The following is a 26,428-nucleotide window of genomic DNA, read 5'->3' on the forward strand; positions in this document are numbered from 1 at the left end:
TCGCCGATTGTTGTGGTGTTTCACAGGAGAACGTTGATGGGAAATGGACAGAGCCTCTTAAAATTATTCAGTTATTCACCGTTTCGTTTGCGTCTGATGCTGATCGGTATGATTGTTGCGCTGGTCACCGGAAATGCGACGGCGGCAGAGAAAGACAAAAAAAAGTTCAAAGTGGTGACGACCTTCACGGTGATCCAGGACATCGCGCAGAACGTCGCCGGTGATGCGGCGACCGTAGAGTCGATCACCAAGCCGGGCGCGGAGATCCACGATTATCAGCCGACGCCGCGCGATATCGTCAAAACGCAGTCAGCGGATCTGATTCTGTGGAACGGTTTTAACCTCGAACGCTGGTTCGGGCGCTTCTTTGCCAATATCAAAGATGTGCCGTCAGCAACGGTCACGGACGGCATTACGCCAATGCCAATTCAGGAAGGGCCATATCTCGGTAACCCGAATCCGCACGCCTGGATGTCCGCGAAGAACGCACTGGTCTACGTCGAGAATATCCGCGCCGCGCTGGTGAAATATGATCCTGAAAACGCCGCGACCTACGACCGTAATGCCAAAGATTATTCGCAGAAAATTATGCAGCTTGATGCGCCGCTGCGCGAACGTCTGGCGAAAATCCCGGCCGCTCAGCGCTGGCTGGTGACCAGTGAGGGCGCATTCAGTTATCTGGCGAAAGATTACGATCTCAAAGAAGCGTATCTGTGGCCGATCAACGCCGAAGAGCAGGGCACGCCGCAGCAGGTGAAAAAGCTGATTGATCTGGTGCGTCAGCAAAATATCCCGGTAGTGTTCAGCGAAAGTACGATTTCGGATAAACCGGCGAAACAGGTCAGCAAGGAAACCGGCGCGAAATACGGCGGCGTGTTGTATGTCGATTCGCTGTCCGCCGCGGACGGCCCGGTGCCCACGTACATTGATTTGCTGAAAGTGACGGTTGGCACGATTGCGCAAGGGTTCGGTCAATGAATGACTCGCGGCTTCACCTCAGGGTTGATGATGTCACCGTGACCTACAACAACGGTCACACCGCCATTGAAGACGCGAGTTTTACGCTGCACGGCGGCTCGATTTGCGCGCTGCTGGGCGTTAACGGCAGCGGTAAATCCACGTTATTCAAAACCATTATGGGTATTATCCGGCCGACGCACGGCAGCGTGACGCTGGATGGCCTGAACGTCGCTAAAGCACTGAAGCAGAATCTGATCGCTTACGTGCCGCAGTCCGAAGAAGTGGACTGGAATTTTCCGGTACTGGTGCGTGACGTGGTGATGATGGGGCGTTACGGCAAAATGTCGTTTCTGCGTATTCCCTCGCAGGAAGATAAAAATCAGGTTGCGTCGGCGCTGGCGCGTGTCGGGCTGACCGATCTGGCGCATCGTCAGATTGGTGAGCTGTCCGGCGGCCAGAAAAAACGTGTTTTTCTCGCGCGTGCGCTGGCTCAGCAGGGGCGCGTACTGCTGCTTGATGAGCCTTTTACCGGCGTGGACATCAAAACGGAAAATGCCATTATCGAACTTCTGCGCCAGCTGCGTGAGGAAGGGCATCTGATTCTGGTGTCCACACACAATATCGCCAGCGTGCCGGATTTCTGCGATCGCGTGGTGCTTATCAACCGGACGGTGATGGCCGCCGGTGAGCTGGAAGCCACGTTTACGCATCAGAATCTGGAAAACACCTTTGGCGGCGCACTGCGTAATATCGGCTATTTTTTGCATAAAGAGAGCATGCAGAAAGAGGGTATGCATAAAGAGAGCATTCCGGAGACAGCGGTAAGGCGGGTGGTATGACCGAACTGCTGCTTGAGCCGTTTCAGTATAATTACATGGTCAAAGCCATCTGGGTCAGCGCGGGCGTGGGCGCGGTGTGCGCGTTTTTGTCGGCGTATCTGATGCTCAAAGGCTGGTCGCTGATGGGTGATGCTTTATCTCATTCGGTCGTTCCGGGCGTGGCGGGCGCGTATGCGCTTGGTTTTCCGTATGCAGTCGGTGCTTTCGGCACCGGGATTCTGGCCGCGCTTTCCATGACGCTGTTGCGCCATTTCACCAAACTGCGCGAAGACGCGATTATTGGCTTTGTGTTCTCCACATTCTTCGCACTCGGCCTGCTGCTGGTGTCGCTTAACCCGACGTCGGTCAACGTCCAGTCGATCCTGTTCGGCAATATCTTAGGCATCGATGACGCGGATATTTTGCAGGTGCAAATCATCGTCGGCGTTTCGCTGGTGGTGCTGTGCGTTATCTGGCGGGATCTGCTGGCGGTCTTCTTTGATGAAGCGCACGCCGTGTCGGTCGGGCTTTCTCCGCTGAAGCTGAAAATCATTTTCTTCACCATTTTCAGCGCATGCAGCGTGGCCGCATTGCAAACCGTTGGCGCGATTCTGGTGATCGCAATGGTGATTACCCCCGGCGCAACGGCGTATCTGCTCTCTGACCGCTTCTCACATTTGCTGATTATTTCGGTGATTATTGGCGCGGTCACCAGTGCAGCTGGGGCGTGGCTGAGTTACTACCTGGATGGCGCGACCGGTGGCGTTATCGTCTGCCTGCAAACCGTCGTCTTCCTGCTGGCGTTTCTGTTTGCGCCGAAACACGGCTGGCTGGTTAATCACTTCCGGATCCGCAGGAGCCGCGCATGATGAGCTGGCTGGATGTTTTGCTTGAGCCCATGGGCTTCGAATTTATGCAGCGCGCGCTGCTGACCGCGGCGGCGACCAGTATCGTCTGCGCGATTTTTTCCTGTTTTCTGGTGCTGAAAGGCTGGTCGCTGATGGGCGACGCCATTTCGCACGCCGTTTTACCGGGCGTGGTGCTGGCCTATCTCGCAGGGATTCCGCTGGCCATCGGGGCGTTTGGTTCCGGGCTTTTCTGCGCCGTCGCCACCGGTTTTATTAAAGAGCATTGCCGGGTAAAAGAAGATTCGGTGATGGGCATTGTGTTTTCCGGGATGTTCGCCGCCGGGCTGGTGCTTTTCTCGCGGGTGAACACCGAGCAGCATCTCAGCCATATCTTGTTTGGCAACGTGCTCGGCGTAACGGACAGCGAAATGCTGCAAACGCTGATTATCGCGGCAGTGGTGACGCTGGCTATCCTGTTCAGATTCAAGGATTTGGTGCTGTTCTGCTTTGACCCGGTTCAGGCCAAAGTCATCGGGTTACCGGTTCGTTTTTACCACTACGCGTTGCTGTGCATGCTGGCGATGACCATTGTCGCGGCGCTTCAGGCGGTCGGCGTGGTGCTGGTGGTGGCGATGCTGATCACGCCGGGTATTACCGCATTTCTGCTGTGTAAAACATTGCCGAAAATGGTGATGATTGCAGTGACGGTGTCACTTTCTGCGGCGGTGTCAGGCACGTTTATCAGCTTTTATATTGATGCCGCGACGGGGCCGACAATTGTGCTGATTCAGGCGCTGTTTTTCCTGCTGGCGCTGACGGCTAATTTACTGCGAAAATCCATAAAACCGCGCCAGTCCGCACCGATTGCGTAGTGCTGGCCGGGCTGATTTGCCATGCTGTTTTCTGACATTTTTGCTGAGAGATTCTGATGACCCCACAATTTGCGCCCGTCGAACTGGAAAAAGCCTACCGCCTGATCAACCACGGAACCACTGCGCTGGTATCCGCCCATCACGCGGGCGTGGACAATGTGATGTCAGCGTCCTGGGTGTGCGGGCTGGATTTCAAACCAGCAAAACTGACGGTGGTGATTGATAAAATCGCCCGTACCCGCGAGCTGATTGAGCAAAGTGGTTATTTCGTGATTCAGGTGCCCACGGTGGCGCAATTGCAGATGACCTACGATCTGGGCAACAGAACGCTGCGTAACGACCCGGATAAATTGCAGCACTGCGGCGCAGAGTTGTTTCATATGGAAGGGCACGGCGACCTGCCGTTTGTCGCCGGTTGTTCCGCGTGGCTGGCGTGTAAGCTGATCCCTGAGCCGCACAACCAGCAGGCGCATGATCTGTTTATCGGTGAAATTGTCGGTGCCTGGGCGGATACCCGCGTATTCAGCAACGGTCACTGGCATTTCGAAGACGCCGATCCGTCCCTGCGCAGCTTGCATTACATCGCAGGCGGCCAGTTCTATGCCACCGGCGAAGCCCTGAACGCCAATACCGACCTGGGCTGATCAGGTCGCGTTAAACGTAAAAATCCCCTGTCACGGAAATTCGTGCAGGGGATTTTTTTGCTTATGCGCTCAGTTCACGTAACAGCAGGAAAGCCTGTCTGGTGTGTTCCTCGCTGGCGATAAACGCCCGCAGCTGATTCTGGCCGTCCCGGCCTTTCGCCATCATGCCCTGACTGTTCAGGGTGATGTCCCAGTTCAGGTCGGTGCGTGTGGTTTCACCGGCAAAGAACAGTGGTAAATCCGGCGTTTTGACCTTCACCAGCATGGCGGGAAGATTCAGCGTTTCTGCGCCGCCCAGCAGGTTTTTCGCCAGCGTCATTGCGCCAATCTGCGCCGGTTGCAGGAAAGGCAGAATTCGCTCTTCGATTTCTGCGCAGTCGCCAAGCGCGTAAATGGCCGGGTCCGACGTTTGTAACTGACCGTTGACCACGATGCCGCGCTGCGTGTACAAACCGGCGTCTGCGGCGAGGGCGGTTTCCGGTTTCAGGCCGATGGCGGCGATCACGGCGTCAGCACGAATTATCAGGCCATTTTTCAGCAAAACATTCAGGCCATCAGCCGTTTTAGCCACCGATTCCAGTTCGTTATTTAACGCCAGCTGAATGCCCATCTGGCTGAATTTATGCTGTAACCGGCTGCTGATTTCCGCAGGCATCACGGAGCCCAGCAGGCTGTGGGAACGATCAACCTGCGTGACCTGTTTTCCGGCGCGGTGTAAATCCATCGCCAGTTCGCTGCCAATCAGGCCGCCGCCCAGTACCACAATCTGTTTTGCCGACTGCAAAGCGTCCTGATTCTGCCGGTACTCATTCTGGCTGTTAAACGTGAAAATCCATTCGCTGCCCGGCAACGCAGGCAATATCGCCTGCGCGCCGGTCGCCAGCACCAGTTTCTCATAATCAAAAAACCGGTCGCCGCACACCACGCGTTTATTCCTGCGATCGATAGCCGTGACCCGCGTGTGTGAAACCAGCGTGAGATTATTTTCCGCAGCAAACTGCGCCGCACTCTGGCGCGTCAGGTCATCCGCGCCTTGTTTCTGCGTGAAGACATGGCTCAGATCCGGCTTGTTGTAATCGTCTGCGCTGTCTGCCGCGATCAGCGTGACCGGTACCTGTTTGTCGGCGCGGCGGATGTTTTTTATCAGCTGGCGCGCGGCAAATCCGGCGCCAATAATCACAATGTTGTGTTCCATCTGGCCTCCTTTCACAGCGGATCAAAGACGGATTTACCCAGCGCACAGCCCGGGCAAAGGAAGGATTCCGGTACGTCAGACCACGCGGTTCCCGGCGCGACATCCTGCAACGGCTCACCCAGCTCCGGGTCATAAACCCACTGGCACACGGTACAAATCATTGAAACACCGGCGTCGGCTTTCGGCTCAGCGTTGCATCCGCAGGCAGATTCAACGGGCTGCACCGGCGCGCGGGTTTCATTGAGCGGATGCAAAGCCCATTCGCGGGCGATTTTACGGCCATGTTCGCGGCATTCTTCCAGTGCTTTGCCGTCCGGGCGCCATTTAGCTTTCAGCGACAATGCGATATCAAACCCGGCATCCATCAGCCGGGTCTGAATGCGGTCAACCGCGCCGCCGGTCCAGCCAAAGCTGCCAAACGCGGAGGCTTTTTTGTTGCGAAAACGCAGACCGGCCAGCTCTTCCAGCATGCCTGCCACTTTCGGCATCATCACGTTATTCATGGTGGATGAACCGACCAGCACGCCTTTGGAGCGGAAGATTTGCGTCAGGATCTCGTTCTTATCGTGGCGGGAAATATTGTAGATTTTCACCGCGACGGTCGGGTCTGTGTCGTGAATGCCCTGTGCAATGGCGTCGGCCATCATGCGGGTGTTTGAGGACATGGTGTCGTAGAAAATAGTAATGCGGTCTTCCTGATAATCCGCCGCCCATTCAAGGTATTTCGCCACAATTTGCGTCGGATTGTCGCGCCAGACCACGCCGTGCGAGGTGGCAATCATGTCCACCGGCAAATTAAAGCCGAGGATCTCGTTAATTTTTGGCGTCACCAGACGGCTGAACGGCGTCAGAATATTGGCGTAATAACGGGCGCACTGCTCGTAGAGCTCTGTCTGATCGACCTCATCGTTAAACAAATGCTCGTCGCAATAGTGCTGGCCAAAGGCATCATTGCTGAACAATACGGCGTCTTCCGTCATATACGTCATCATGCTGTCCGGCCAGTGCAGCATTGGCGTCTCAACAAAAATCAGCGTTTTGCCGTTACCGATATCCAGTGAGTCGCCGGTTTTCACAGTGTGGAAATTCCATTCAGGGTGATGATGATGGCCGTTGATGGAATCAATCGCGTTGGTGGTGCAGTAAATCGGCGTGTCAGGAATGCGGGACATCAGCTCGGTCAGCGCACCGGCATGATCCTCTTCGGCATGGTTGATAATGATGTAATCGATCGCCGCAAGGTCGATTTCTTTCTCCAGATTGGCGACAAAATCACGGCTGAATTTATGATCGACGGTGTCAATCAGGACGTTTTTGCCTTCACGGATCAGATAACTGTTATAGCTGCTGCCCTGATGGGTTTTATATTCGGTGCCGTGAAAATCGCGCACTTCCCAGTCACGTTGCCCGACCCAACTGATGTTATTTTTAACCTGAATAGCCATGATAGTTTCCTGAAAAAGTAATGGATGGTCTTCTTCAGAGAGAGCAATGACCGTGCCAGTTTTTATCTTATTGATTTTATGAGTTTTAATAAAATTATGAGTCATTTTGACAATGCGATACTATTGTCAAAATGACTTTACCTGTGTCGGAATGACATTATGAGCTTATCCATTCAGTCCCTGGCGGGCATCGCCATCGAATTACAAAACGGTCTGTCCGGTGAGGATCGCTTTCAGCATCTGATTGCCAGCGTGCGTGAACTCCTCAAATGCGATGCGTCGGCGTTGTTGCGTTATGAAGAACAACAGTTCAGGCCGCTGGCGATTGATGGTTTATCGCCGGATGTGCTCGGGCGGCGTTTCGCCCTGGCCTCACATCCGCGTCTCGAAGCCATTGCCCGCGCGGGGAACGTGGTGCGTTTCCCGGCCGACAGCCATTTGCCGGATCCGTACGACGGGCTCATCCCCGGTCATGACGATCTGAAAGTTCACGCCTGCATCGGTTTGCCGTTGTTTGCCGATCAGGCGCTGATTGGCGCGCTGACGTTTGACAGCCTGAACCCGGAACAATTTGACGCGTTCAGCGATGAGGAGTTGTGGCTCATCGGCGCGCTGGCGTCTTCTGCGCTCAATAATGCGCTGCTGGTGGATGCCCTTGAAAAGCAGGCGTTACCGGCGATGGCCGCGCCGAATGCGCGTAAACAAAACGTTCGCAGCCCGGAAGAAGAAATGGTGGGGCTTTCCGACGCCATGCAGCAATTACGGCATGAAATCAGTGTGGTGGCCGGTTCGGATCTTAACGTGCTGATCACCGGTGAAACCGGCGTGGGTAAAGAGCTGGTGGCTAATGCCGTGCATCATCTTTCACCGCGCGCGGGAAAACCGCTGGTGTATCTCAACTGCGCGGCGCTGCCGGAAAGTGTGGCGGAAAGTGAACTGTTCGGGCATGTGAAAGGGGCGTTTACCGGCGCCATCCATAACCGCACGGGCAAATTTGAGATGGCGGATAACGGCACGCTGTTTCTCGATGAAATCGGCGAGCTATCGCTGGTGCTTCAGGCCAAGTTGCTGCGCGTGATCCAGTACGGTGACCTGCAACGGGTCGGCGATGACAGCACCAAACGCGTGAATGTCAGGATCCTGGCCGCGACGAACTGCGACCTGAAAAAAGCGGTGGTGGACGGGACTTTCCGCGTCGATCTGTTCCACCGCCTGAGCGTGTTTCCGCTTTTCGTGCCGCCGCTGCGCGAACGAAAGGGTGACATCGTTCTGCTGGCCGGTTTTTTTGTCGAGCACATCAAAAACAAACTGGGGATTTCGCAGCTCAGGCTGCCTGCCGACACGCTTTCGATGCTGGTCAGTTATGGCTGGCCCGGCAATGTACGTGAGATGAAACACGCGATTGAACGTGCGGCGGTGCTGGCGCGGGCGTCGCAAAATCAGGGCGACGTCACGTTACATCGTGCGCTGTTTAACTTTTCTGAGGCCGGAAATCCGGACGTCATGGCTGCGCCCGAAACCGAAGTCCCGGAGGCAACTTCACTCAATCTGCAACAGGCCACGCAGGATTTTCAGCGGCAACAAATTACCAAAATCTTGCAGGCAAATCAGATGAACTGGTCTGCGGCGGCGAGAGCGCTGGAAATGGACGGCGGAAATCTTCACCGGCTGGCGAAGCGGCTAGGAATGAAGGCGTAATATCAGGGGAGATTAAGGTGTGGGTCTGGCGAATAATTAGCCAAAATAGTTTGAGGCGCGAAAATAATAAATGCTACGGAAGCGAGAACTGTTGAAACGCGTCCGCTTCTGTAGCATTTTAGGTATAACTTCTTTTAAAAATTTCCCTGGTGTTGGCTAATGTTGCTACCTGACTCTAACGGTCAGGTTTTTTTTTGCTAATTAATTATTATGCGGTGATTATACGGGGGGAGACGCAACCCGATAGTTGTACTAAGGTGTAATCGTGCACTGTACTTTGTGACAGAAAGACCACGAAAATCAAAAGGGAAGCCGCGTCAGCCAGGGGGGAAGAGGAATGCATTCGCGCGTTAGAAATGATGAAAAGATTATCGATACGTTACGTGATTATCTCGAAAGGAAATTACTTCCTTACGGCAATCTGAAATACACCTATCTGGTGATCAATAAAAGAAATCCGGTCGACATCTTTGTCGTCACCAGCTATCCGGATGAATGGGCCGATATCTATAAATCGCATAATTACCAGCATATCGACCCGGTGGTTCTGACCGCGCTTAAACGTGTTTCCCCGTTCGCGTGGGATGAAAATCTTACCGTGCTTTCTGATTTAAAATCATCCAAAATTTTCTCGCTTTCTAAGAAATATAATATCGCGAACGGTTTTACTTTCGTGCTTCATGACCACATGAATAATCTGGGTATGCTGTCGCTGATTATGGAAGCGGGCGCGGATAAAGGGCCGGAAAACAGGGTCGCGCAGGATATGGATAAACTGCAATGCCTGCTGATCAAAACCCATGAAAAGATGCTGATGCTAAACCAGAGCGCGGCGCGTTCATCGCAGATTTCGCCATCGCTGGTGTCGGGCGGGAAACCGATTTTCTCACCGCGTGAAAACGAAGTGCTGCACTGGGCGAGCATGGGGAAAACCTACGATGAGATTTCGCAGATCATCAATATCACGACGCGAACCGTGAAATATCACATGGCTAACGTGGTGAAAAAGCTGGGGGTTATTAACGCCAAGCAGGCAATCCGGCTTGGCGTTGAACTGGAACTCATCAAACCTGTACTGGTGTCACAGGCAAAGACATAGGCCATTCACATAACGCCTCCAGCGAGGCTTCGGACTGATCGCTGATGCGCCGGGCAAGGATGCCCTGGTTATGCAAATCAATCGGCAAACGGAGCAGGTAAATAGGCTCATTTTCGCTGACGAAACCCTCCTTTATCACTTCAATTTCCCAGCCGGAACGTTTCGCAATCGTCAGCATTGCGCGGCTGACAATGGTGTATATTCCGGTGTGTCCGTGATGGCGCGCATAATTAATCATCGAAAGAAACAGAACATGGCTGATCGGGAAACGGCTGCCGAGTAATTCTTTTGCGCGGTTCTTATCCACGAAAAACCGGCTCGATTCGATATAATCACCTTCAGGTAATTTCACGTCATCAAATAGCCGGTTAAAAGTATGGGTGATCATATTTGGCAGACGTAAATCAACAAAGCGCACGCTGCACACGAGCTGGTTGTCGTAAATACCCAGCATGTAGCGCGTATCGGCATTATCAAATTCATCAAATTCCATGTCATTGCTGCACTGAACAGCCCAGTCCAGGCGGTCTTTAAACGTTTTTTTCCTCAGTTTGTAGAGATCATCCGAACGTTTGCCTGTCAGGTCGTTGTAACTCACATCGAAAATTTCCAGCATTTTTTTTCCTGATTTTGAATACGGTCGAAGGGTTATATTTGGCATCTGCATTGATTATTACAATATACAATCGGCAAATAAATCACCGTCTGTAGGGGGAATTTGTTTATGAGGGGAGTTTGTGATGTAAAACAAAAAAAAGCCATGCCGTTAAGACATGGCCTGATGCCGGTATTTATGTGCTGTCAGTGATAAACAGGTAACAGATTTACGCTGGAAAGAATATGTACGGCCGCATTGAGCACACCAAACAGTAATACCAGCACAATCATTTTATTTCCGCCCCACACGCGGTACAGCGGGCTGCCGAAGCGCAGACGCGATGCGCGTGCCATCAGCGCCGGGACGATGACCGCCCAGACGGTGGCCGCCAGACCGGCAAAGCCGATCGCATAGATAAAGCCATCCGGATAGATCACGCCGCCAACGATGGGCGGGATAAACGTCACCAGCGCAGTTTTAAAACGCCCGGTGCGGCTGTCATCAAACCCGAACAGATCCGCCAGATAGTCGAACAGGCCAAGCGTCACGCCGAGAAATGAACAGGCGACGGCAAAGTTGGAGAAGACCGTCAGCAGAAGATCTAATCCTTCGCTGTTGAGGATCTGACTCAGTGACTGCACCAGCACATCGATGTTGCCGCCACGGGCCGCAATGCCGATGAACTCAGGGCGCGGTATGTTCCCCATCGTCCCCAGCATCCAGATGATGTAAAGCCCGAGCGCCATCAGCGTGCCCAGCAGCAGGCATTTTTTTATGATCTGCGGATTTTTGCCGTAATACTTCATCAGGCTCGGCACGTTGCCGTGATAACCAAATGACGCGAGGCAGAACGGCAGCGTCGCCAGCACGTAAGGCATATAACTTGGATTGATTTCGACGCTGTTGAGTAAATTCACCGGCTTGATGTGCCACAGCAGGCTGCCGAACGTCAGGAAGAAAGCGATGATTTTGGCGCCCAGCACAATCGCCGTCATGCGGCTCACCGCGCGGGTACTCAGCCAGACAATAAACGCCACGGCAAGCGCCGTCAGCAGCCCGCCGAGACGCGGGGAGAAGTTCACCGACATTTCGCGCATCGTATGCTGGAGCACGGAACCGCTGGCTGAGATATAGGCATACGTCAGGATATAGAGCACGAAGGCGATGGTCAGGCCGTTAAGCCGGTTCCAGTTTTTGCCCAGCAGATCGCCGGTCACCGTGTTGAAACTCGACCCTACCGGATAATTCAGGTTGGCTTCGAGGATCATCAGGCCGGAATGCAGCATGCAGAACCAGGTAAAAATCAGTGCCGCGACAGACCAGAAAAACCAGGCACCGGACATCACCACCGGCAGGGAGAACATCCCGGCACCAATAATGGTTCCTCCGATAATCATTGCGCCACCCAGCACCGAGCGTTGTGGGGTGGTCACGGAAAGCGTCGCCATAGTGCGGTTCCTCGCGTGGCTTTTATCACGATTCGTTCAAGAATTGCTGTAAAAGAATTGATAGGGGAAATGACCAAAAATCGCAGTTTTATCCTGCCTTGTTAGCCTTACGCGCCGCAATATAGTGCATCTCGTGCCAGATGTACACTGCCGAACTAGTTTGCTGGTACAACACGGCACATTGGCGAAGATGCCGGGCAGGGCGCGAATCGGGATGTTTCTAAAATATGAAAATGTTGATTTTTTAGGTTAAAACACTTACCTCTATATCTGGTGCAGATCACAGTTTCCATTATTATTTCTTATCAAAAAAGGGAGCAAAAACCTGTGCTTAAATACAGTGTTGACACACTGCTCATAACGAGTAAATTAGAAGTCAGCCCCGCAGAGAAATGAAGTGAAGATTTTATTTCCCGGTGCATTTAACAAGTTGATAAACTTGTCAGTAATGAGATGCGATAAAGGCCACGAAGTATTTTTGTTTGGGTGATTCAATATCAGGCGATATTTGAAAGTCTGTGAGATGATGCTTTAAGGCCACGCAGTAAATCTGTGCAATCGCATTATGTGGACGAAAACGCGATGATGTAACGCCTTGTAATTAAGAGTAATGTTCGCGATTTGGGTACGTAAGTCTGAAATCGAGAATATCGCGAAGAGAGTAAGGCCACGCATCAAAGAGTCTATATCGCGAGGGTGATGTACTCATTTATCCTGACATGAAAAACCAGGCTGAGTGAAATGAACAGGATAACGATGTTATTCCATAATATTATAGGAGGATAGCGTTAACTGGCTTCAAAAATATATCCTGTGAAACGATGTACATCTGTAGAAGTAAGTATCTGTAATTAAGTTGATGAATGTTAAATACTAATTTGATAGTACCTTAAAAGCCCCGGCAATAACTTGCTGGGGCTTTTTCATTCAGGGCACTGTAATATCTCGGATTATTCGTAACGCTGGCCTGTTGCCTTATTTCACGTTACCGAATTTACCGCTGATGGTGCCTTCCAGAACAGATTCCGCATCCAGATAGACCAGAAAACATACCAGTGTCGTTTCTTTTGTGGCTGTGGCAGGCGTCAGTGCGCTGGCTTCGTCGCTGATTGCGTCACCTTTAGCCAGCGTGTGACCGCCAATTGTCATCTCGCCGTCCATTACGTACAGCCATTGCGCAAATCCCGGATGCGTGGGGATTTCAATTGTCGTGTCAGCGTCCAGGCGGGTATCGTAAATGTAGATGGCCTGGCGGATTTCCAGCGGCGACTCAATGCCTTCCGGCGCGCCAATCAGCGTCCATGCGTTTTGTTTCGGGCCATCCCGACGCTCCATAAACTGCACGCGGCCTTCCAGGTTCGCCTTGCGCGGGCGGATGAAAATCTGCAGCATCTCGGCCGAAACCAGAGGCGTGGATTCTTCATGCCAGAAACTTTCCCCGGCATTCATCATCATCAGTTTTTTCGGCGAAAGGGGAACGCGGTTGCCGGCAGAATCTTCATGAACCATCGAACCGCGCCACATATAGCTGAGGATCTCATCATTATTGTGCTCATGCATTTTCACCAGCGTCCCCTGTTCGAGATTCGCGTGGTCAATAACACTCAGCGGGCCAAAAGCATCGTCACCGCGCTCCGGCAGGATCTGCCCCGGACGCATACGCCGGATCCGGAAAGGGCCGTATTCGAAAGTCGTTTTGGGTTCAGCACGTAATACGTTAAACATGTTTTCTCCGGCAGCTTATTTTTAGTCTCCGGCCAGTCTACCAAGGAGGCGAAGAGGGTGTGATCTTTTTGTTAAGAATGCGGCGTTTCCTGGCTGCGGGTACTTTTCACGCCGGGCTGACTTCACAAAAAATATCCTCAACAGGCTGCGGCGCGATTTTTGCCAGCAGGGCGGCGATGTCCACGTTGTCGGTTTTCTCCGGCTCTAAATAGGTTTGGGCATAATCACGCCAGATACCCGATTGCAGGAACAGGATGAATAAGTCCCGGTCCAGATGATGTTCATTCACCATGCTGACCATGATATTCAGCGCTTCCGAGAGCAGTTTTCCCGGTTTGTACGGCCGGTCAGCGGCGGTCAGTGCTTCGAAAACGTCCGCAATCGCCATCATCCTGACCTGTACACTCATCTGCGTGTAATTAAGCTGATACGGATACCCTTTGCCATCGACGCGCTCATGATGCCCGCCGGCAATCACCGGCACGTTTGACATCGTGCGCGGGAATGGCAGGTTTTCCAGCATGATAATGGTCTGCATGATGTGCTCGTTGATTTTGTAACGCTCCTCGTCGTTCAGTGTTCCGCGGCGGATTGCCAGGTTGTAGATTTCGCCATAGTTATACTGCAATTCCGGTTTTTTCAGTTTGAAGTGATAACGGTCCGCCTGTTTGCTGGTGCCATCGCGGTAGACGATATGCTCTTCTTTGTCTGCCAGCATCGGTTCCTGAACCGGTAACGCCGGTTGCGGCAGACGTTGTTTGCGCACCAGCTCTTCGCGTGAAATCCCTGCCGTATCGTCGAGCGTGCGCGTCCAGCGGTAACCGGCAATCTGACTGATTCGCACCAGCGAATCATCGGAGAGAAACTCACTGCCGATATTACAGCGGGCAATAAAATAGAAATCATCGTCGAGCTGGCGCAGCGTTTCGTTCAGGGCGTGCGCCTGCGCGCTGTCAGCAGGCTGTCCGGCGTGTTCACGTAAAAATGCGATCTCTTTCTCGCGTTTCAGCAATTCAAACCGCATACGAATTTCATGGATCCGGTTATAAATCAGCTCCAGCTTGGTGGCTTTATCTACCACGGCTTCCGGCGTGGTGATCTTGCCACAGTCATGCAGCCAGCAGGCGGTATGTAATTCCTCCCACTCGTTTTCGGAAAGCGTAAAACTGGCGAAAGGCCCCTCGCGGCTTTCAACCGCGGCTTTGGCCAGCATTTTGGTAATGACCGGCACGCGCTGACAATGTCCGCCGGTATAAGCGCTTTTCTCATCGATGGCACCGGCGATCAGCTTGATGAAGGCGTTCATCAGATTCTTTTGTTCCACCAGCAGATGCTGTGCTTCAATCGCCACGGAAAGCATGCCGACCAGCGAATTGATCAGCTGGATTTTGGCATTTTCATGCTTATCGGTGAGCGTTCGGGTATTGAAAAGCAACAGAAAACCCAGAAGCTGGTTATCGTGCGTCTGCATGGGAACCGCGACGTAGCGCAGCGGTAAATGTGGCCGGAAGAAGGTGAGCAGCGGGGCGGGCAGCGACTCCTGCGTCAGCGTTCCGCTAATAGTCTGGCCTTTAACGATTTGCCAGAACTCGCTGCAACGGTCGTTATCGATTTCCAGAGGCGAAATCCCGGCAAGCTCAATGTTTTCCTCACGCCAGCGAAATGCCGCGGGTGTAAATAAATTCATGTCCTGATTGGCAAGAAAGACCATGCCGCCGGTCATGTCGGCTATTTCCGTCGTTTCCGTTAACAGCCCCTGCATTTGCTGGGTAAAGTTATTCTTCACCGTCAGCATACTGCCCATCGAGATGAATTTGGTCAGCGTGAGTTTCATTTTCGCCATCGCGGTATGTAAATCATCGACCTCTTCAATCACCGAACTGTGCCCGGCATGGTCTTCCACTTCGAAGTGCAGATTACTGATTGCCTCGGCATCTTTTCGCAGGCTGATCAGCGGGCGGGAGATCCTGCGCGAGAAATACCAGATCACCGGCAGACTGAGTAACAGCAGCAGGAAAGCAATCAGCGTCGAGCGGTTACTGATCGCACTGGCATCCGCCGTCAGGAAAGCCGAAGGCGTGGCGATCGCCAGGCGATAGTCGTTTCCCATACTGTGAATATTGATAACGGCACCGTACCAGTCCTGATTATCCACCCTGAAAAGACGGCTGTTTCCGGCGTTATCCTGCGTGAACAACGGTTGTAAAACGGGGAGATTTCCCGCACCGGTATTCCCGCGTATTTGTGCCGGCTGGCTGGCGATGACTTCGCCGGATTCTGACAAAATCGCCGCCTGACTGCCCGGCGGTAATCCCTGCTGTTGCAAAAAGGCGGACAGCGAGGCAAGAGAAACGTCGAGCCCGATCACGGCGTGCTGATTATCTGCCTGCTGGCTGTAGGTAAAGCCGGTTTCGCCCGTGCCTTTGAAAATATAGTTGGGCGAGGTAATCAGTCCCTCTTCCGCGCTGGCCAGCGTGAACCATTTTCTGCTGCGCGGATCGTAATTGTCATAAGGCACGGTGGCTGAGGAAATCATGTTTTGCTTATTGTCTAAATAGAACTCTTTTTTCTCCGGCGTCGCTAAATCAAACCGGTAGTTTTGTGCCAGCCATTGCGCACTGGCCGGTGCATTAAATAACGTTCGATTCTGATCGGTTAACCGGCGAAGAATAAAAAAGTCGCCGTTCTGATAGGCGCTGTAGACCGAGCTGGCGTAATGATTCTGCTGCAATACCATGATGAAATTGCTCACCAGCGCCATGCGTTGTGCTTCGGTTTGCGCTGCGGTGATGGGCATTTTCGTCAGAATATCCACCGACATCGCCATATTACGTGTCACTGAATCCAGCTCAGCGGCAATGGCCTCACCGGTTTTCTGGTACTGCTGATGCGTGCTGACTTCGGTCAGTATTGTCAGCTGGGTGTGGCTGAAAAGAATGATAATGCAGCCGATCGAAACAATTAAAAACGTAAAAAGGACTGTGATCTGGATGTGTAGCGGATACCGGTTTTTTAGTTTTTTAATACGGGTTTTCATGCTGTGTTCCCCGGAAAAATGTTTCTGCTTTTTAAGCATAACCGACGCGGGTAAAAGCGACAGGCTGGCACGAAAAAAGGCCGCTTTTCTGCGGCCTTAAAGGGGAGATATTTAAACGTTAGTTCAGTTCCAGCAGGGCATTCAGTTCGGCGATTTGCTGTTGCCACTGGCGCTGTAATTCCGGTTTCTGATGTCTGGGCTTTCGCGCCAGATCTTCTTCCAGTTTACTTTCCAGTTCCAGCAGCGTCGCCAGCCAGTGCTCCTCTTCGGTTTCGGGAACCGCAGACGTCGCCACCTGTGGTTTTACCGCAGCCGGAGTATTGGCCACCGGAATATCGGCGAGGATCGCGCAGACCGGCGCGAAACTGTGCCATTCCTCCAGCCGTTGCTGATGAATAAGCCAGAAGCGGTTGCAGCTTTGCGCAATCAGCGTCCGGTCGTGAGAAACCAGCAGCACCGCACCGCTGAAAGTTTTCAGCGTTTCCGCCAGCTCCTCTTTACCCTCCATGTCCAGATGGTTGGTCGGCTCATCGAGCAGCAACAGAGAGTAATTCGCCAGCGTCAGCCCGATAAACAGCAGCCGCGAACGCTCGCCGCCGCTCAGTGTGCTGACTTTTTGCTGATGGCGGAGATACGGAAAACCAGCACCGATCAGCGCCATTTTTCGCTGTTCTTCGGTCAGCGGCGCAAAGTGTGCCAGCGCATCCGACAGTGAATCCTCATCCTGTAGTTGCCGCAGGCTCTGATCGTAATAGCCTGTACGCACTTTGGGATGAAACATCACGCCCTCAGCGGCGGTTTCCTGCTGACTATAAGCCTGCCAGAGATGGTGCAGCAGCGATGATTTTCCGCAGCCGTTGCGACCCACCAGCGCGATACGGTCGCCGCTTTTCACCCGCAGTTCGCCAAGTTCAAACAAGACCGGCGCATCCGCGGCGGGCCGGATCGGTAAGGCAGAAAGCGCCAGTACGCGATCCGCCGGTAAGGCTTCTCCGCGCAGCCGCAACTGCCACTGATTGCCCGCGGTGACATCGGTTTGCTCTTCCTTCATGCGGTCGACCTGTTTTTCCATTTGCTTGGCCTTGCGCGCCAGACCTTCGTTGTCGTAAACGCTGCCCCAGACGGCCAGCCGTTTGGCGCTTTTGGTGACACGGTCGATCTCCTTTTGCTCGGCTCTGCGGCGCAATGCGTCCGCCGCATCTTTTTCGGCCAGCGCCTGACGTGCCTGAGTGCAGGGGAGACGGATAAATTGCAGCGTTTTGTCGCGCAGGATCCAGGTGCAGTTGGTGACGCTGTCCAGCAGGCTGCGGTCGTGGGAAACCAGCACAAAGCTGCCGCCCCAGTTTTGCAGAAACTGTTCGAGCCACAGCAACGTGGGCAGATCCAGATGGTTACTCGGTTCATCGAGCAGCAGTAAATCCGGCTGCCGGACCAGCGCCCGCGCCAGCATCAGCCGCGTATGTTGCCCGCCGCTGAGCGTTCCAGCGGCCAGGCTCCAGGTTTTTTCCTCAAAGCCCAGCGTCGCGAGCAGCACTTCGGCCTGCCAGCGTTCCGGCTGATGGAGGCTGCCGGGCAGGTGGTTTTGCACCGCATCAATCAGCGTCGCCTCCTGCAATGCTGCCGGAAGATGCTGTTCTACCGTCGCCATAATGCACTGATTTGCCAGCGTCAGCGTGCCGGAGGTCGCTGCCAGTTGGCCGTTGAGTATTTTCAGAAGGGTACTTTTTCCGCAGCCGTTATGGCCGATAAGCCCGATGCGGTCGCCTTTTTTCAGGCCGAATGAAATCTCCGTCAGCAAAGGGCCGAAGGAATTATCGAAGGATAAGGATTGTGAAGATAATAATGTCATGGTGCTTACTCAAGTTTTACAGGCAAAAAAAAGCCTCTCGTCAATAAAGCCGACGATAACCGGTAAGCCGGAGGGAAGTTCTCAGATTGTCAGTTAGCTTCGCTCAAGCAGGTTATCGCAGCACGATACCGGTAACGCTTGAGCAGTGACGATCGCTAAGGACGAGTGAAATTAAAAAAACTTCACGGGTCAGCATGGCAATCCTCCTTATGTATTCTGTTGGTGAATGAATTATATTGGGGATTTCCGAATTGTTCCAGTCTTGAAAACCCCCTCAATACGTTACGGTGTCACCGCTTCATTTTCCAGCTTCTGCCGCTTACGCAAGGCAGGGAACCAGGTCATCCATAATCCCACCACGATCAGCGTACCGACGCCGCCAATCGCCGCAGCGGGCACGGCACCGACCCAGGCGGCCAGTAAACCCGATTCAAACTCGCCGAGCTGGTTGGAGGTATTGATGAAAATAGAATTCACGGCGCTGACGCGGCCGCGCATATCGTCCGGCGTGTCCAGCTGAACCAGTGCGCCACGAATGACCATGCTGATCATGTCGAAACCGCCGAGCGCAAAGAGCGCAATCATGGAAAGCCATAACGACGTTGAGAAGGCGAAAACTAACGTCGCGACGCCAAAACCGGCCACCGCCGTAAACATGGTCATCCCGACATTGCGTTTCAGCGCGCGGTGACTCAGCCAGAATCCGACGATTAACCCGCCGACCGCAGGCGCGCCGCGCAATAAGCCCAAACCCCACGGGCCGGTATGCAGAATATCGTGAGCAAAAATCGGCAGCAGGGCCGTCGCGCCGCCCAGCAGTACGGCAAATAAATCCAGTGAAATGACACCCAGAACGTCCGGCCGGTTACGTATAAAACGGATGCCGGCAAACAGCGTCTTGAACGTGGCCGGAACACGGCGCGGAGGTGCCTGTTCATAGCGTAAACGGCTGACCATCAGGATCGACAGCAGATACAGCACGGCGCAGACCGAATAAGCCACGCCTGCCCCGGCGACATACAGAAAACCGCCCAGTGCCGGGCCAACCATTGCCGCCGCCTGGCCGGATACGCTGTTTGCCGCCATGGCGCGCGCCAGTAAATGCGGCGGAACCAGCGCCGGAAGCATCGACTGCAAAGACGGCGCTTCCATCGCTTTGGCGGTTGAAATAATGAAAATCAGCCCGAGCACAATTACTTCATTAACGTGATGTGTGAGCGTTAACCAGGCCAGTGCGGCAATTGCCAGCCATTCGACGATCTGCCCGAGCAAGACGACGCGGCGGCGATCAAACTGGTCAGCGACGTGCCCCGCGACCAGCGCCAGTGCGACGGAGGGGAAAAACTGCACCAGCCCGATCAGCCCGAGATCAAACGCCCGGCCGGTGATGGAATAGATTTGCCAGCTCACCACGATGGAAAGCATCTGAAAACCAAAGCTGGACGCGGCGCGCGCAATCCAGAACGCCACAAATGAACGATGTTGTAACAGTGAATCCGAATCCGCTGGGGAAGCAGGAGGCATGATAAATCCCTGAAATAAAAACGTTTATACGCCGCGACTGAGCCTTATTTTGGAATAAGTTAGCCCGGCAATTATTGTGTGTACAAATTATTAACAACCAACCGGCTAGTTTTACCATAAAAGAGAAACATCACAAAAGGTTCAGCAAATCTTCATTTAACGGAGTTTGCCGTCACATTGTGAAGAAGAAATGGAGTTCCCGGGCAGGGGATTACGGTTGTGTTTTAGAATTGAAAACGGCCTCCTGAGAGGCCGTCAGCGAACGGGGAACTGCAAATTTACCAGCGCAGTTTGCGGCCGGAATATTCCACAAAGTGATGGCCGCCTTTGCCGCGGAATGCGTCGAACTGATCGGCAATCCCGGTGGCGCTTTCTTCTACGGTCAGCGTGGCATCTTCGCCGCCCATATCGGTTTTCACCCAACCCGGATGAACAGACAACAGCGTCAGCTCCTGTTTTTCAGTCGCTTCCTGCAACCCGCGGGTCAGCATATTCAGTGCGGCTTTACTGGCGGAATACAGCGGATACGTGGCGACTTCATTCTCATTGAGGCTGGAAAGCTCAGAAGTCATCAGCGCCAGCACGCCGGTGCGGTGGTTCAGCAGCGGAAGGAATTCAGCCGCGGTGCGCACAGGGGAGATGGCATTGGTGAGAAGCAGCTGAATAATTTCTTCATCGGTAGCCTGGTGAATGTCCTGATGGTCAGGGCCAAACACGCCCGCATTGACAAAAATCAGGTCAAAACGGCTTTCGGAAAGTGCATCTTTAACTGCCTCGCGGGCGTCGGATTTGTTGATGTCCAGTTTAACCCATTCAACCGAAGCCGGGCTTTTGGCCGGAACGGCATCCCGGGTTGTCGCCGTGACCTGCCAGCCACGTTTTGCCAGAACGTCCACCACACCCAAACCGATACCGCGTGAAGCGCCGATGATCAATGCTTTCTTAGAGTCAGTCATATTCATCCTTTTATTCAATGCGTAACGTTAATTTATAGTTTTCGTTAAACCTGTAAAACCTCATAGCGTGAGTTTCAGTATGGGACAGCCCGCCGCTGGCAACAATGGGCTGGAGTCCGATTTTCCTGACAGGTTTTTTATCGTGAGCTTTCTCGCAAATTCGCTAAGAAGCGCGGGATAATAATTTTGTAATCGATTACTTTTCATAAAACACGTTTTGTAATCGATTACTTTTTGTGAGGCGAAAATGATGTCAGCATTAGAAAGCCATGAAAAAAGTCATATCCGGCACCGTTTTCTGGTACCGCGTTTATCTCTGATGATGTTTTTACAGTTCTTTATCTGGGGAAGCTGGTCGGTGACGCTGGGGCTGGTGATGGCGCATCACAATATGTCACTGCTGATCGGTGATGCTTTCTCGGCAGGGCCAATTGCGTCAATTTTATCGCCGTTCGTGCTCGGGATGTTGGTCGACCGTTTCTTCCCTTCACAAAAAGTGATGGCGGTAATGCATCTGGCTGGTGCGGTGATCTTGTGGTTTGTGCCGCAGGCGCTGATCGCAGAAAACGGTACGCTGCTCATCACGCTGTTGTTCGGCTACACGCTTTGCTACATGCCGACGCTGGCGCTGACCAATAACATCTCTTTCCATAGCCTGAAAAACATCGATAAAAGTTTCCCGGTGGTGCGCGTTTTCGGCACGATTGGCTGGATTGTGGCAGGGATTTTAATCGGCGTGACCGGCGTCTCGGCGAGCGTCAGTATCTTCTCGATTGCCGCCGTGTGTTCCGTGGTGCTGGCGGCTTACAGCCTGACGTTGCCACATACACCTGCGCCCGCAAAAGGCCTGCCGTTTGCCCTGCGCGATCTGTTTTGCGCTGATGCCTTTGCGCTGCTGAAGACCCGTCATTTCTTTGTGTTCTCGCTCTGCGCCATGCTGATCTCTGTACCGCTCGGGACGTACTACGCGTACACCGCGTCGTATCTGGCGGATACCGGCATTGCGGATGTCAGTACCGCGATGTCCTTCGGCCAGATGTCAGAAATTTTCTTCATGCTGGTGATCCCGCTGCTCTTCCGCCGTCTGGGCGTGAAATACATGCTGCTGATCGGCATGCTTGCCTGGTTTGTCCGTTACGCCTTCTTTGCACTGGGCGTCAGCGAGGAAGGGCGTTTTCTGCTCTACATCGGGATTTTGCTGCACGGTGTCTGCTACGACTTCTTCTTTGTGGTCGGGTTTATTTACACCGACCGCGTGGCGGGGGAAAAAGTAAAAGGTCAGGCGCAGAGCATGATCGTCATGTTCACCTACGGCATCGGTATGTTGCTGGGGTCGCAGATTTCCGGTGCGCTTTATAACCGTCTGGTCGCCGGGCAAACCGTGCCGCAGGCGTGGGTGACGTTCTGGTGGATCCCGGCGATTTCCGCTGCGGTTATCGCATTAATTTTCCTCTTCTCGTTCAGATATGACGAGAAAGAGCGTGTTGAGTAACTCAGGAGGTGCAATGAAAACCATTAAGGGACCGGGCATTTTTTTGTCGCAGTTCATCGGGGCTGAAGCCCCGTTTAACACGTTAGAAGGCCTGGCGGAATGGGCCGCGGCGCTGGGCTATAAAGCGTTGCAGATCCCGTGCAACCATCCGCACATTTTTGATTTGCCGAAAGCGGCAACCAGTCAGGCATATTGTGACGAAATTACCGCCACGCTGGCGCAGCACGGGCTGGTGATCAGCGAGCTTTCCACCCATCTCGAAGGGCAACTGCTTGCCGTGCATCCGGCGTATGATCTGGCGTTTGATAATTTTGCGCCGGAAGCGGTGCGCGGAAACCCTTCAGCGCGTCAGGCGTGGGCGACGCAGGCGTTAAAACAGGCGGCGGCAGCGTCCGAAAAACTCGGGCTGACGGCGCACGCAACGTTTTCAGGCTCGCTGGCCTGGCCGTATTTTTATCCGTGGCCGCCGCATAATGCGGTGTTGCTGGAAGAGGCGTTCGCCACGTTAGCGCAGCGCTGGCTGCCCGTTCTGGACTGTTTTGATCAGCACGGAGTGGACGTCTGTTTTGAAATTCATCCGGGCGAAGATTTGCATGACGGCGTGACGTTCGGGCGTTTTCTGGCGCTCGTCAATCACCATCCCCGCTGCAATATTCTCTTCGACCCCAGCCATCTGCGGCTTCAGCATATGGATTATCTGGGCTTCATCGACCGCTATCATGACCGCATTAAAGCCTTCCATGTGAAAGACGCGGAATTTGCTGCCAGCGCCCAGAGCGGAGTTTACGGCGGCTATCAGAACTGGGCCGACAGGCCGGGGCGTTTCCGCTCGCCCGGCGATGGCGACATCGATTTCAAAAGTATTTTCAGCAAATTGTCGCAATATGATTATTCCGGCTGGGCAGTACTGGAATGGGAGTGCTGCCTGAAAAACGCTGAAACCGGCGCGCGTGAAGGCAGCGAATTTATCCGCCGTCACATCATCCCGGTTTCAGAACGGGCGTTTGATGATTTTGCTGCCGGCCAGAATGACCGCCATCAGGCACGCCGGATGCTCGGGCTGGCCGGAGATGTTTCTCATGATTAATGTCGGCATTATCGGCACCGGTTTTATCGGGCCTGCGCACATCGAAGCGTTACGGCGGCTGGGATTTGTCAATGTGGTCGCGTTGTGCGATACGCCTTTTGAGGCCGCGCAGAAAAAAGCCGGACAGCTGAATATCCCGCATGCGTACGGTGATATCGACGCGTTGCTGGCACATCCTGGTCTGGACGTGGTGCATAACTGCACGCCGAACCATCTGCATGCGGAGATTAACCGCAAGATCCTTCGCGCCGGGAAACACGTCTTCAGCGAAAAACCTTTGTGCATGACGCCGGAGGAAGCGCAGGAGCTGGTTGTAATGGCAGAAAACGCGGGTGTCGTTCACGGCGTGAGTTTTGTCTACCGGCAATTCGCGATGGTTCAGCAGGCCGCGAGCATGGTGCGTCAGGGGCAAATCGGAAAATTATTTTCGGCGCACGGCAGTTATTTGCAGGACTGGATGTTGCTGGAAACGGACTATAACTGGCGCGTTGATGCGGCTCAGGGCGGGGCTTCACGGGCCATCGCGGACATCGGTTCGCACTGGTGCGATACGCTCCAGTTTGTTACCGGCAAACGCATCACCGAAGTGATGGCCGATCTCTCTATCGTCTGGCCAACGCGCAAAGCTAATGTGCAGGGCAATTCGACGTTTGCCGCCAAAGAGGCGGATACGCACTATGAAGACCGGCCGGTCACCACCGAAGATATAGGATTCGTGCTGCTGCGGTTTGATGACGGCAGTAAAGGCTGTTTCCATGTTTCGCAGGTCAGCGCAGGCCGTAAAAACCGGCTGAGTTTCGAAGTGAATGGCAGCGGGGCATCAGTGGCCTGGGATCAGGAAACGCCGCAGTAACTTTGGGTAGGCCATCGCGCCCAGCCTAATCAGATGTTATCGGACGATCCGGGGCTGATGAATGCCGATGTGGCTCACAGCGCACATTTCCCCGGCGGGCACATTGAAGGCTGGCCGGATGCGTTCAGGAACATGATGTTGCAGTTTTATACTGCCGTCAGGGAAGGGCGTCCACCGGCTAAAAATCACAGTCCGTTTGCCACTTTCTATGAGGGCGCCCGCGTGATGTCCGTTGTTGATGCCATTTTGCAAAGTCACCGGCAGCAGCGGTGGATAAAAGTTTAAGTCCTTTCTTCACGCCCGGCGCACAGATAACGCCGGGCTTCCATTCATGCCATCTCCAAACTGTGGTAGCCTCTGGCAAAAAAGAGCAGACCGCAGGATGTGTTGTCGTTATGTCGATTCAGAAAATTGCCAAACTGGCCGGTGTCTCGGTGGCAACGGTTTCGCGTGTACTCAATAACAGCGATTCCGTCAAAAGCAAAAACCGCGAACGTGTACTGGAAGCGATCAGGGAAAGTAATTACCAGCCCAATTTATTGGCCCGCCAGCTGAGAACGTCCAGAAGCTCAATGATTCTGGTGATGGTCTCGAATATCGCCAATCCGTTTTGTGCTGATGTCGTGAAAGGCATTGAAGAAGAAGCTGAAAAGAACGGCTACCGCATTCTTTTGTGCAATTCCGGCTCCGACATCGAGCGCTCTAAATCCAGCCTCGGTCTGCTATCCGGCAAAATGGTCGACGGCATTATCACCATGGATGCATTTTCCAAACTCCCCGAACTGACGAATATGATCGGCCAGACGCCGTGGGTGCAGTGCGCCGAATACGCGGATACGGGGGACGTTTCCTGCGTCGGGATCAGTGACACTGACGCCTCCGAATTTGCCATCCGGCATCTGCTCGCCCGCGGTTGTCGCCGCATTGCGCTCATCAACCACGACCTGAGCTACAAATACGCCCGGCTGCGCGAACAGGGGTATAAAACGGTCATGCAGGAACAAGAGCACGGTTATCAGGCCATTGAATATGCCAGCGAGCTGAGTTTCAGCGCGGGCAAAGCGGCGATGGAAAAATTGCTGCAAGCCGCGGAACGACCTGATGGTGTGTTTGCCGTCTCCGACACGCTGGCCGCTGGCGCGATGCGTGCTATCGGGGAAACCGGGCTGAAGGTTCCGCAGGATATTGCGGTCATTGGTTTTGATGGCACTGAACTGGCCGAAATGGTTTCTCCACAGCTTACGACCATCGAACAACCGTCGGGCGACATTGGCCGGCAGGCGGTTTCCTTACTGATTAAAAAAATTGATAACCCGGAATCTCCGGCAGAACGCCTGATGATGGACTGGCATTTTATTGTACGCGCGAGTGCGTGAGTGAAATTGCCCGCAGCGGGGCGGGCATTTCTGAAATAAAAATGCCTCGCCAATGCGCCCGGATGTCACCGAACAAATACGTTGCCTATTGAAACTTGCCTCTTGAACACCGGCAGGCCTGATTTATATCGCCAGTTTTTTGCTGGCGTTCACATATTATTAATTAATTCATTGGTGGCATGAATAATAAAAATCTAATTTTTTAGTCATGCATAAATATCTTGTTTTTTAAAAATCTCAGGAACAAAATCACCCTCTGTTTCAATCATCAAAACTCTGATCAATAGTAATTTACTGTGATGAATTATCTGATTAACGGGTTTTCATTAATTGAATCAGTAACAGGAATGAATTATCGCCGAAGCTGACGTGATGTCGAAATGGAAAGTATCACTCATCCAAATAATTTCTAAGGGATTAATATGGCAAACTTAACTTATCTGACGTTAAACGGACAAACTCAGGGGCTGATCTCTGCAGGATGTTCGTCACTGGACTCCATTGGTAATAAAGCGCAAATCGGAAATATCGACAAGATCATGGTTTACAGTATGAAACATACGCTGTCCCGCGATCAGAACGTTGACCATCATGAAGTCACTATTCTTAAGCCGATAGATAAATCTTCGCCGCTTCTTGGGAAGGCTATAACAGATAATGAAATATTAACCTGCGATCTGGAACTCTACCGCACAAATAAAGTCGGCATGGGAGAGTGTTATTACAAAGTGAAATTAACCGGTGCCCGCATAACAAATATCGATTTTATTGTGCCCCACAGCATTCTTGAGAGCGAAGCAGAAGCACAGGAAAGAGTCAGTTTCAGCTACGAAACCATCACATGGGAACACTGCATAGCGGGCACCAGCGCTTACAGTTTATGGAATGAACGCGTTTATTAAGA

20 protein-coding genes and 1 pseudogene are annotated in these 26,428 nt (G+C 53.1%); 12 read left to right on the forward strand and 9 right to left on the reverse strand.

What is annotated here, in order from left to right; translation table 11 throughout:
* The first annotated feature begins 36 nt into the window (after window positions 1–36).
* From KWG64_RS08640 to KWG64_RS08660, 5 genes are read left to right on the forward strand one after another with little or no spacing between them, the layout of a single operon-like run.
* Window positions 37–978, forward strand: a complete 942-nt coding sequence (locus KWG64_RS08640) for a metal ABC transporter substrate-binding protein (RefSeq protein ID WP_218521623.1) — start codon at window positions 37–39, stop codon at window positions 976–978.
* Window positions 975–1,799, forward strand: a complete 825-nt coding sequence (locus KWG64_RS08645) for a metal ABC transporter ATP-binding protein (protein WP_218521624.1) — start codon at window positions 975–977, stop codon at window positions 1,797–1,799. Before KWG64_RS08640 ends, KWG64_RS08645 begins: the two co-directional genes overlap by 4 nt.
* A complete protein-coding gene (locus KWG64_RS08650; protein WP_218521625.1) occupies window positions 1,796–2,647 on the forward strand; it encodes a metal ABC transporter permease in 852 nt (283 codons plus the stop codon). Before KWG64_RS08645 ends, KWG64_RS08650 begins: the two co-directional genes overlap by 4 nt.
* Window positions 2,644–3,498, forward strand: a complete 855-nt coding sequence (locus tag KWG64_RS08655) for a metal ABC transporter permease (protein WP_195824089.1) — start codon at window positions 2,644–2,646, stop codon at window positions 3,496–3,498. Before KWG64_RS08650 ends, KWG64_RS08655 begins: the two co-directional genes overlap by 4 nt.
* Window positions 3,499–3,554: 56 nt before the next feature.
* Window positions 3,555–4,142, forward strand: a complete 588-nt coding sequence (locus KWG64_RS08660; RefSeq protein ID WP_218521626.1) for a flavin reductase family protein — start codon at window positions 3,555–3,557, stop codon at window positions 4,140–4,142.
* A gap of 61 nt (window positions 4,143–4,203) precedes the next feature.
* Here the strand turns inward: KWG64_RS08660 and norW are convergent, their stop codons facing one another.
* Window positions 4,204–5,337, reverse strand: a complete 1,134-nt coding sequence (gene norW / locus KWG64_RS08665) for an NADH:flavorubredoxin reductase NorW (RefSeq protein WP_218521627.1) — start codon at window positions 5,335–5,337, stop codon at window positions 4,204–4,206.
* Window positions 5,338–5,348: 11 nt separating this feature from the next.
* On the reverse strand, window positions 5,349–6,782 hold the full coding sequence (gene norV / locus KWG64_RS08670; protein ID WP_195813357.1) for an anaerobic nitric oxide reductase flavorubredoxin: 1,434 nt from the start codon (window positions 6,780–6,782) through the stop codon (window positions 5,349–5,351).
* Window positions 6,783–6,941: 159 nt separating this feature from the next.
* Between norV and norR the strand changes: the two genes are divergently transcribed.
* Both norR and KWG64_RS08680 read left to right on the forward strand, forming a co-directional pair.
* On the forward strand, window positions 6,942–8,480 hold the full coding sequence (gene norR, locus KWG64_RS08675; protein ID WP_218521628.1) for a nitric oxide reductase transcriptional regulator NorR: 1,539 nt from the start codon (window positions 6,942–6,944) through the stop codon (window positions 8,478–8,480).
* A 337-nt stretch (window positions 8,481–8,817) separates the two neighbouring features.
* Window positions 8,818–9,579 (forward strand): LuxR family transcriptional regulator, encoded by a 762-nt coding sequence (locus tag KWG64_RS08680; protein ID WP_152323863.1) that lies wholly within the window; start codon window positions 8,818–8,820, stop codon window positions 9,577–9,579.
* Here KWG64_RS08680 and eagI read toward each other — a convergent pair.
* From eagI to KWG64_RS08715, 7 genes are all read right to left on the reverse strand, one after another.
* Window positions 9,545–10,195 (reverse strand): acyl-homoserine-lactone synthase EagI, encoded by a 651-nt coding sequence (eagI, locus tag KWG64_RS08685; protein ID WP_152323864.1) that lies wholly within the window; start codon window positions 10,193–10,195, stop codon window positions 9,545–9,547. The genes KWG64_RS08680 and eagI overlap by 35 nt on opposite strands.
* A 185-nt stretch (window positions 10,196–10,380) precedes the next feature.
* The gene (gene mtr, locus KWG64_RS08690; RefSeq protein ID WP_218521629.1) at window positions 10,381–11,625 is read right to left on the reverse strand and encodes a tryptophan permease; all 1,245 of its coding nucleotides are present in this window, start codon (window positions 11,623–11,625) and stop codon (window positions 10,381–10,383) included.
* Between the two features lie 975 nt (window positions 11,626–12,600).
* Window positions 12,601–13,350: a pirin family protein gene (locus tag KWG64_RS08695; protein WP_218521630.1), complete on the reverse strand. Its 750-nt coding sequence runs from the start codon at window positions 13,348–13,350 to the stop codon at window positions 12,601–12,603.
* Between the two features lie 106 nt (window positions 13,351–13,456).
* Entirely contained in the window at window positions 13,457–16,387 is a 2,931-nt protein-coding gene (locus KWG64_RS08700; RefSeq protein WP_218521631.1) for an HD domain-containing phosphohydrolase, read from the reverse strand.
* 118 nt (window positions 16,388–16,505) lie between these two features.
* Window positions 16,506–18,236 carry an ABC-F family ATP-binding cassette domain-containing protein gene (locus tag KWG64_RS08705; protein ID WP_218521632.1) on the reverse strand — a complete coding sequence of 577 codons (1,731 nt, stop codon included), beginning with the start codon at window positions 18,234–18,236 and terminating at the stop codon, window positions 16,506–16,508.
* A 282-nt stretch (window positions 18,237–18,518) separates the two neighbouring features.
* Window positions 18,519–19,760 carry an MFS transporter gene (locus KWG64_RS08710; protein ID WP_218521633.1) on the reverse strand — a complete coding sequence of 414 codons (1,242 nt, stop codon included), beginning with the start codon at window positions 19,758–19,760 and terminating at the stop codon, window positions 18,519–18,521.
* A gap of 278 nt (window positions 19,761–20,038) precedes the next feature.
* On the reverse strand, window positions 20,039–20,716 hold the full coding sequence (locus KWG64_RS08715) for an SDR family oxidoreductase (RefSeq protein WP_218521634.1): 678 nt from the start codon (window positions 20,714–20,716) through the stop codon (window positions 20,039–20,041).
* Window positions 20,717–20,963: 247 nt separating this feature from the next.
* Here KWG64_RS08715 and KWG64_RS08720 point away from each other — a divergent pair, with 247 nt between their 5' ends.
* The 5 genes and pseudogenes from KWG64_RS08720 (at window position 20,964) to KWG64_RS08740 (ending at window position 26,426) form a co-directional block, all read left to right on the forward strand.
* Window positions 20,964–22,208 carry an MFS transporter gene (locus KWG64_RS08720; RefSeq protein ID WP_370628623.1) on the forward strand — a complete coding sequence of 415 codons (1,245 nt, stop codon included), beginning with the start codon at window positions 20,964–20,966 and terminating at the stop codon, window positions 22,206–22,208.
* A 13-nt stretch (window positions 22,209–22,221) separates the two neighbouring features.
* Complete coding sequence (locus KWG64_RS08725) at window positions 22,222–23,295, forward strand: sugar phosphate isomerase/epimerase (RefSeq protein WP_218521635.1); 1,074 nt, start codon at window positions 22,222–22,224, stop codon at window positions 23,293–23,295.
* Window positions 23,288–24,433: pseudogene (locus KWG64_RS08730) on the forward strand (Gfo/Idh/MocA family protein). Before KWG64_RS08725 ends, KWG64_RS08730 begins: the two are co-directional and overlap by 8 nt.
* 110 nt (window positions 24,434–24,543) lie before the next feature.
* Entirely contained in the window at window positions 24,544–25,524 is a 981-nt protein-coding gene (locus tag KWG64_RS08735) for a LacI family DNA-binding transcriptional regulator (RefSeq protein WP_218521636.1), read from the forward strand.
* A 422-nt stretch (window positions 25,525–25,946) separates the two neighbouring features.
* Window positions 25,947–26,426, forward strand: coding sequence for an Hcp family type VI secretion system effector (locus tag KWG64_RS08740; protein ID WP_218521637.1), 480 nt, complete (start codon window positions 25,947–25,949; stop codon window positions 26,424–26,426).
* Window positions 26,427–26,428 lie beyond the last annotated feature (2 nt).

It is taken from the genome of Rahnella sp. PD12R (genome assembly GCF_019200965.1).
Classification (GTDB): Bacteria; Pseudomonadota; Gammaproteobacteria; order Enterobacterales; family Enterobacteriaceae; genus Rahnella; species Rahnella laticis.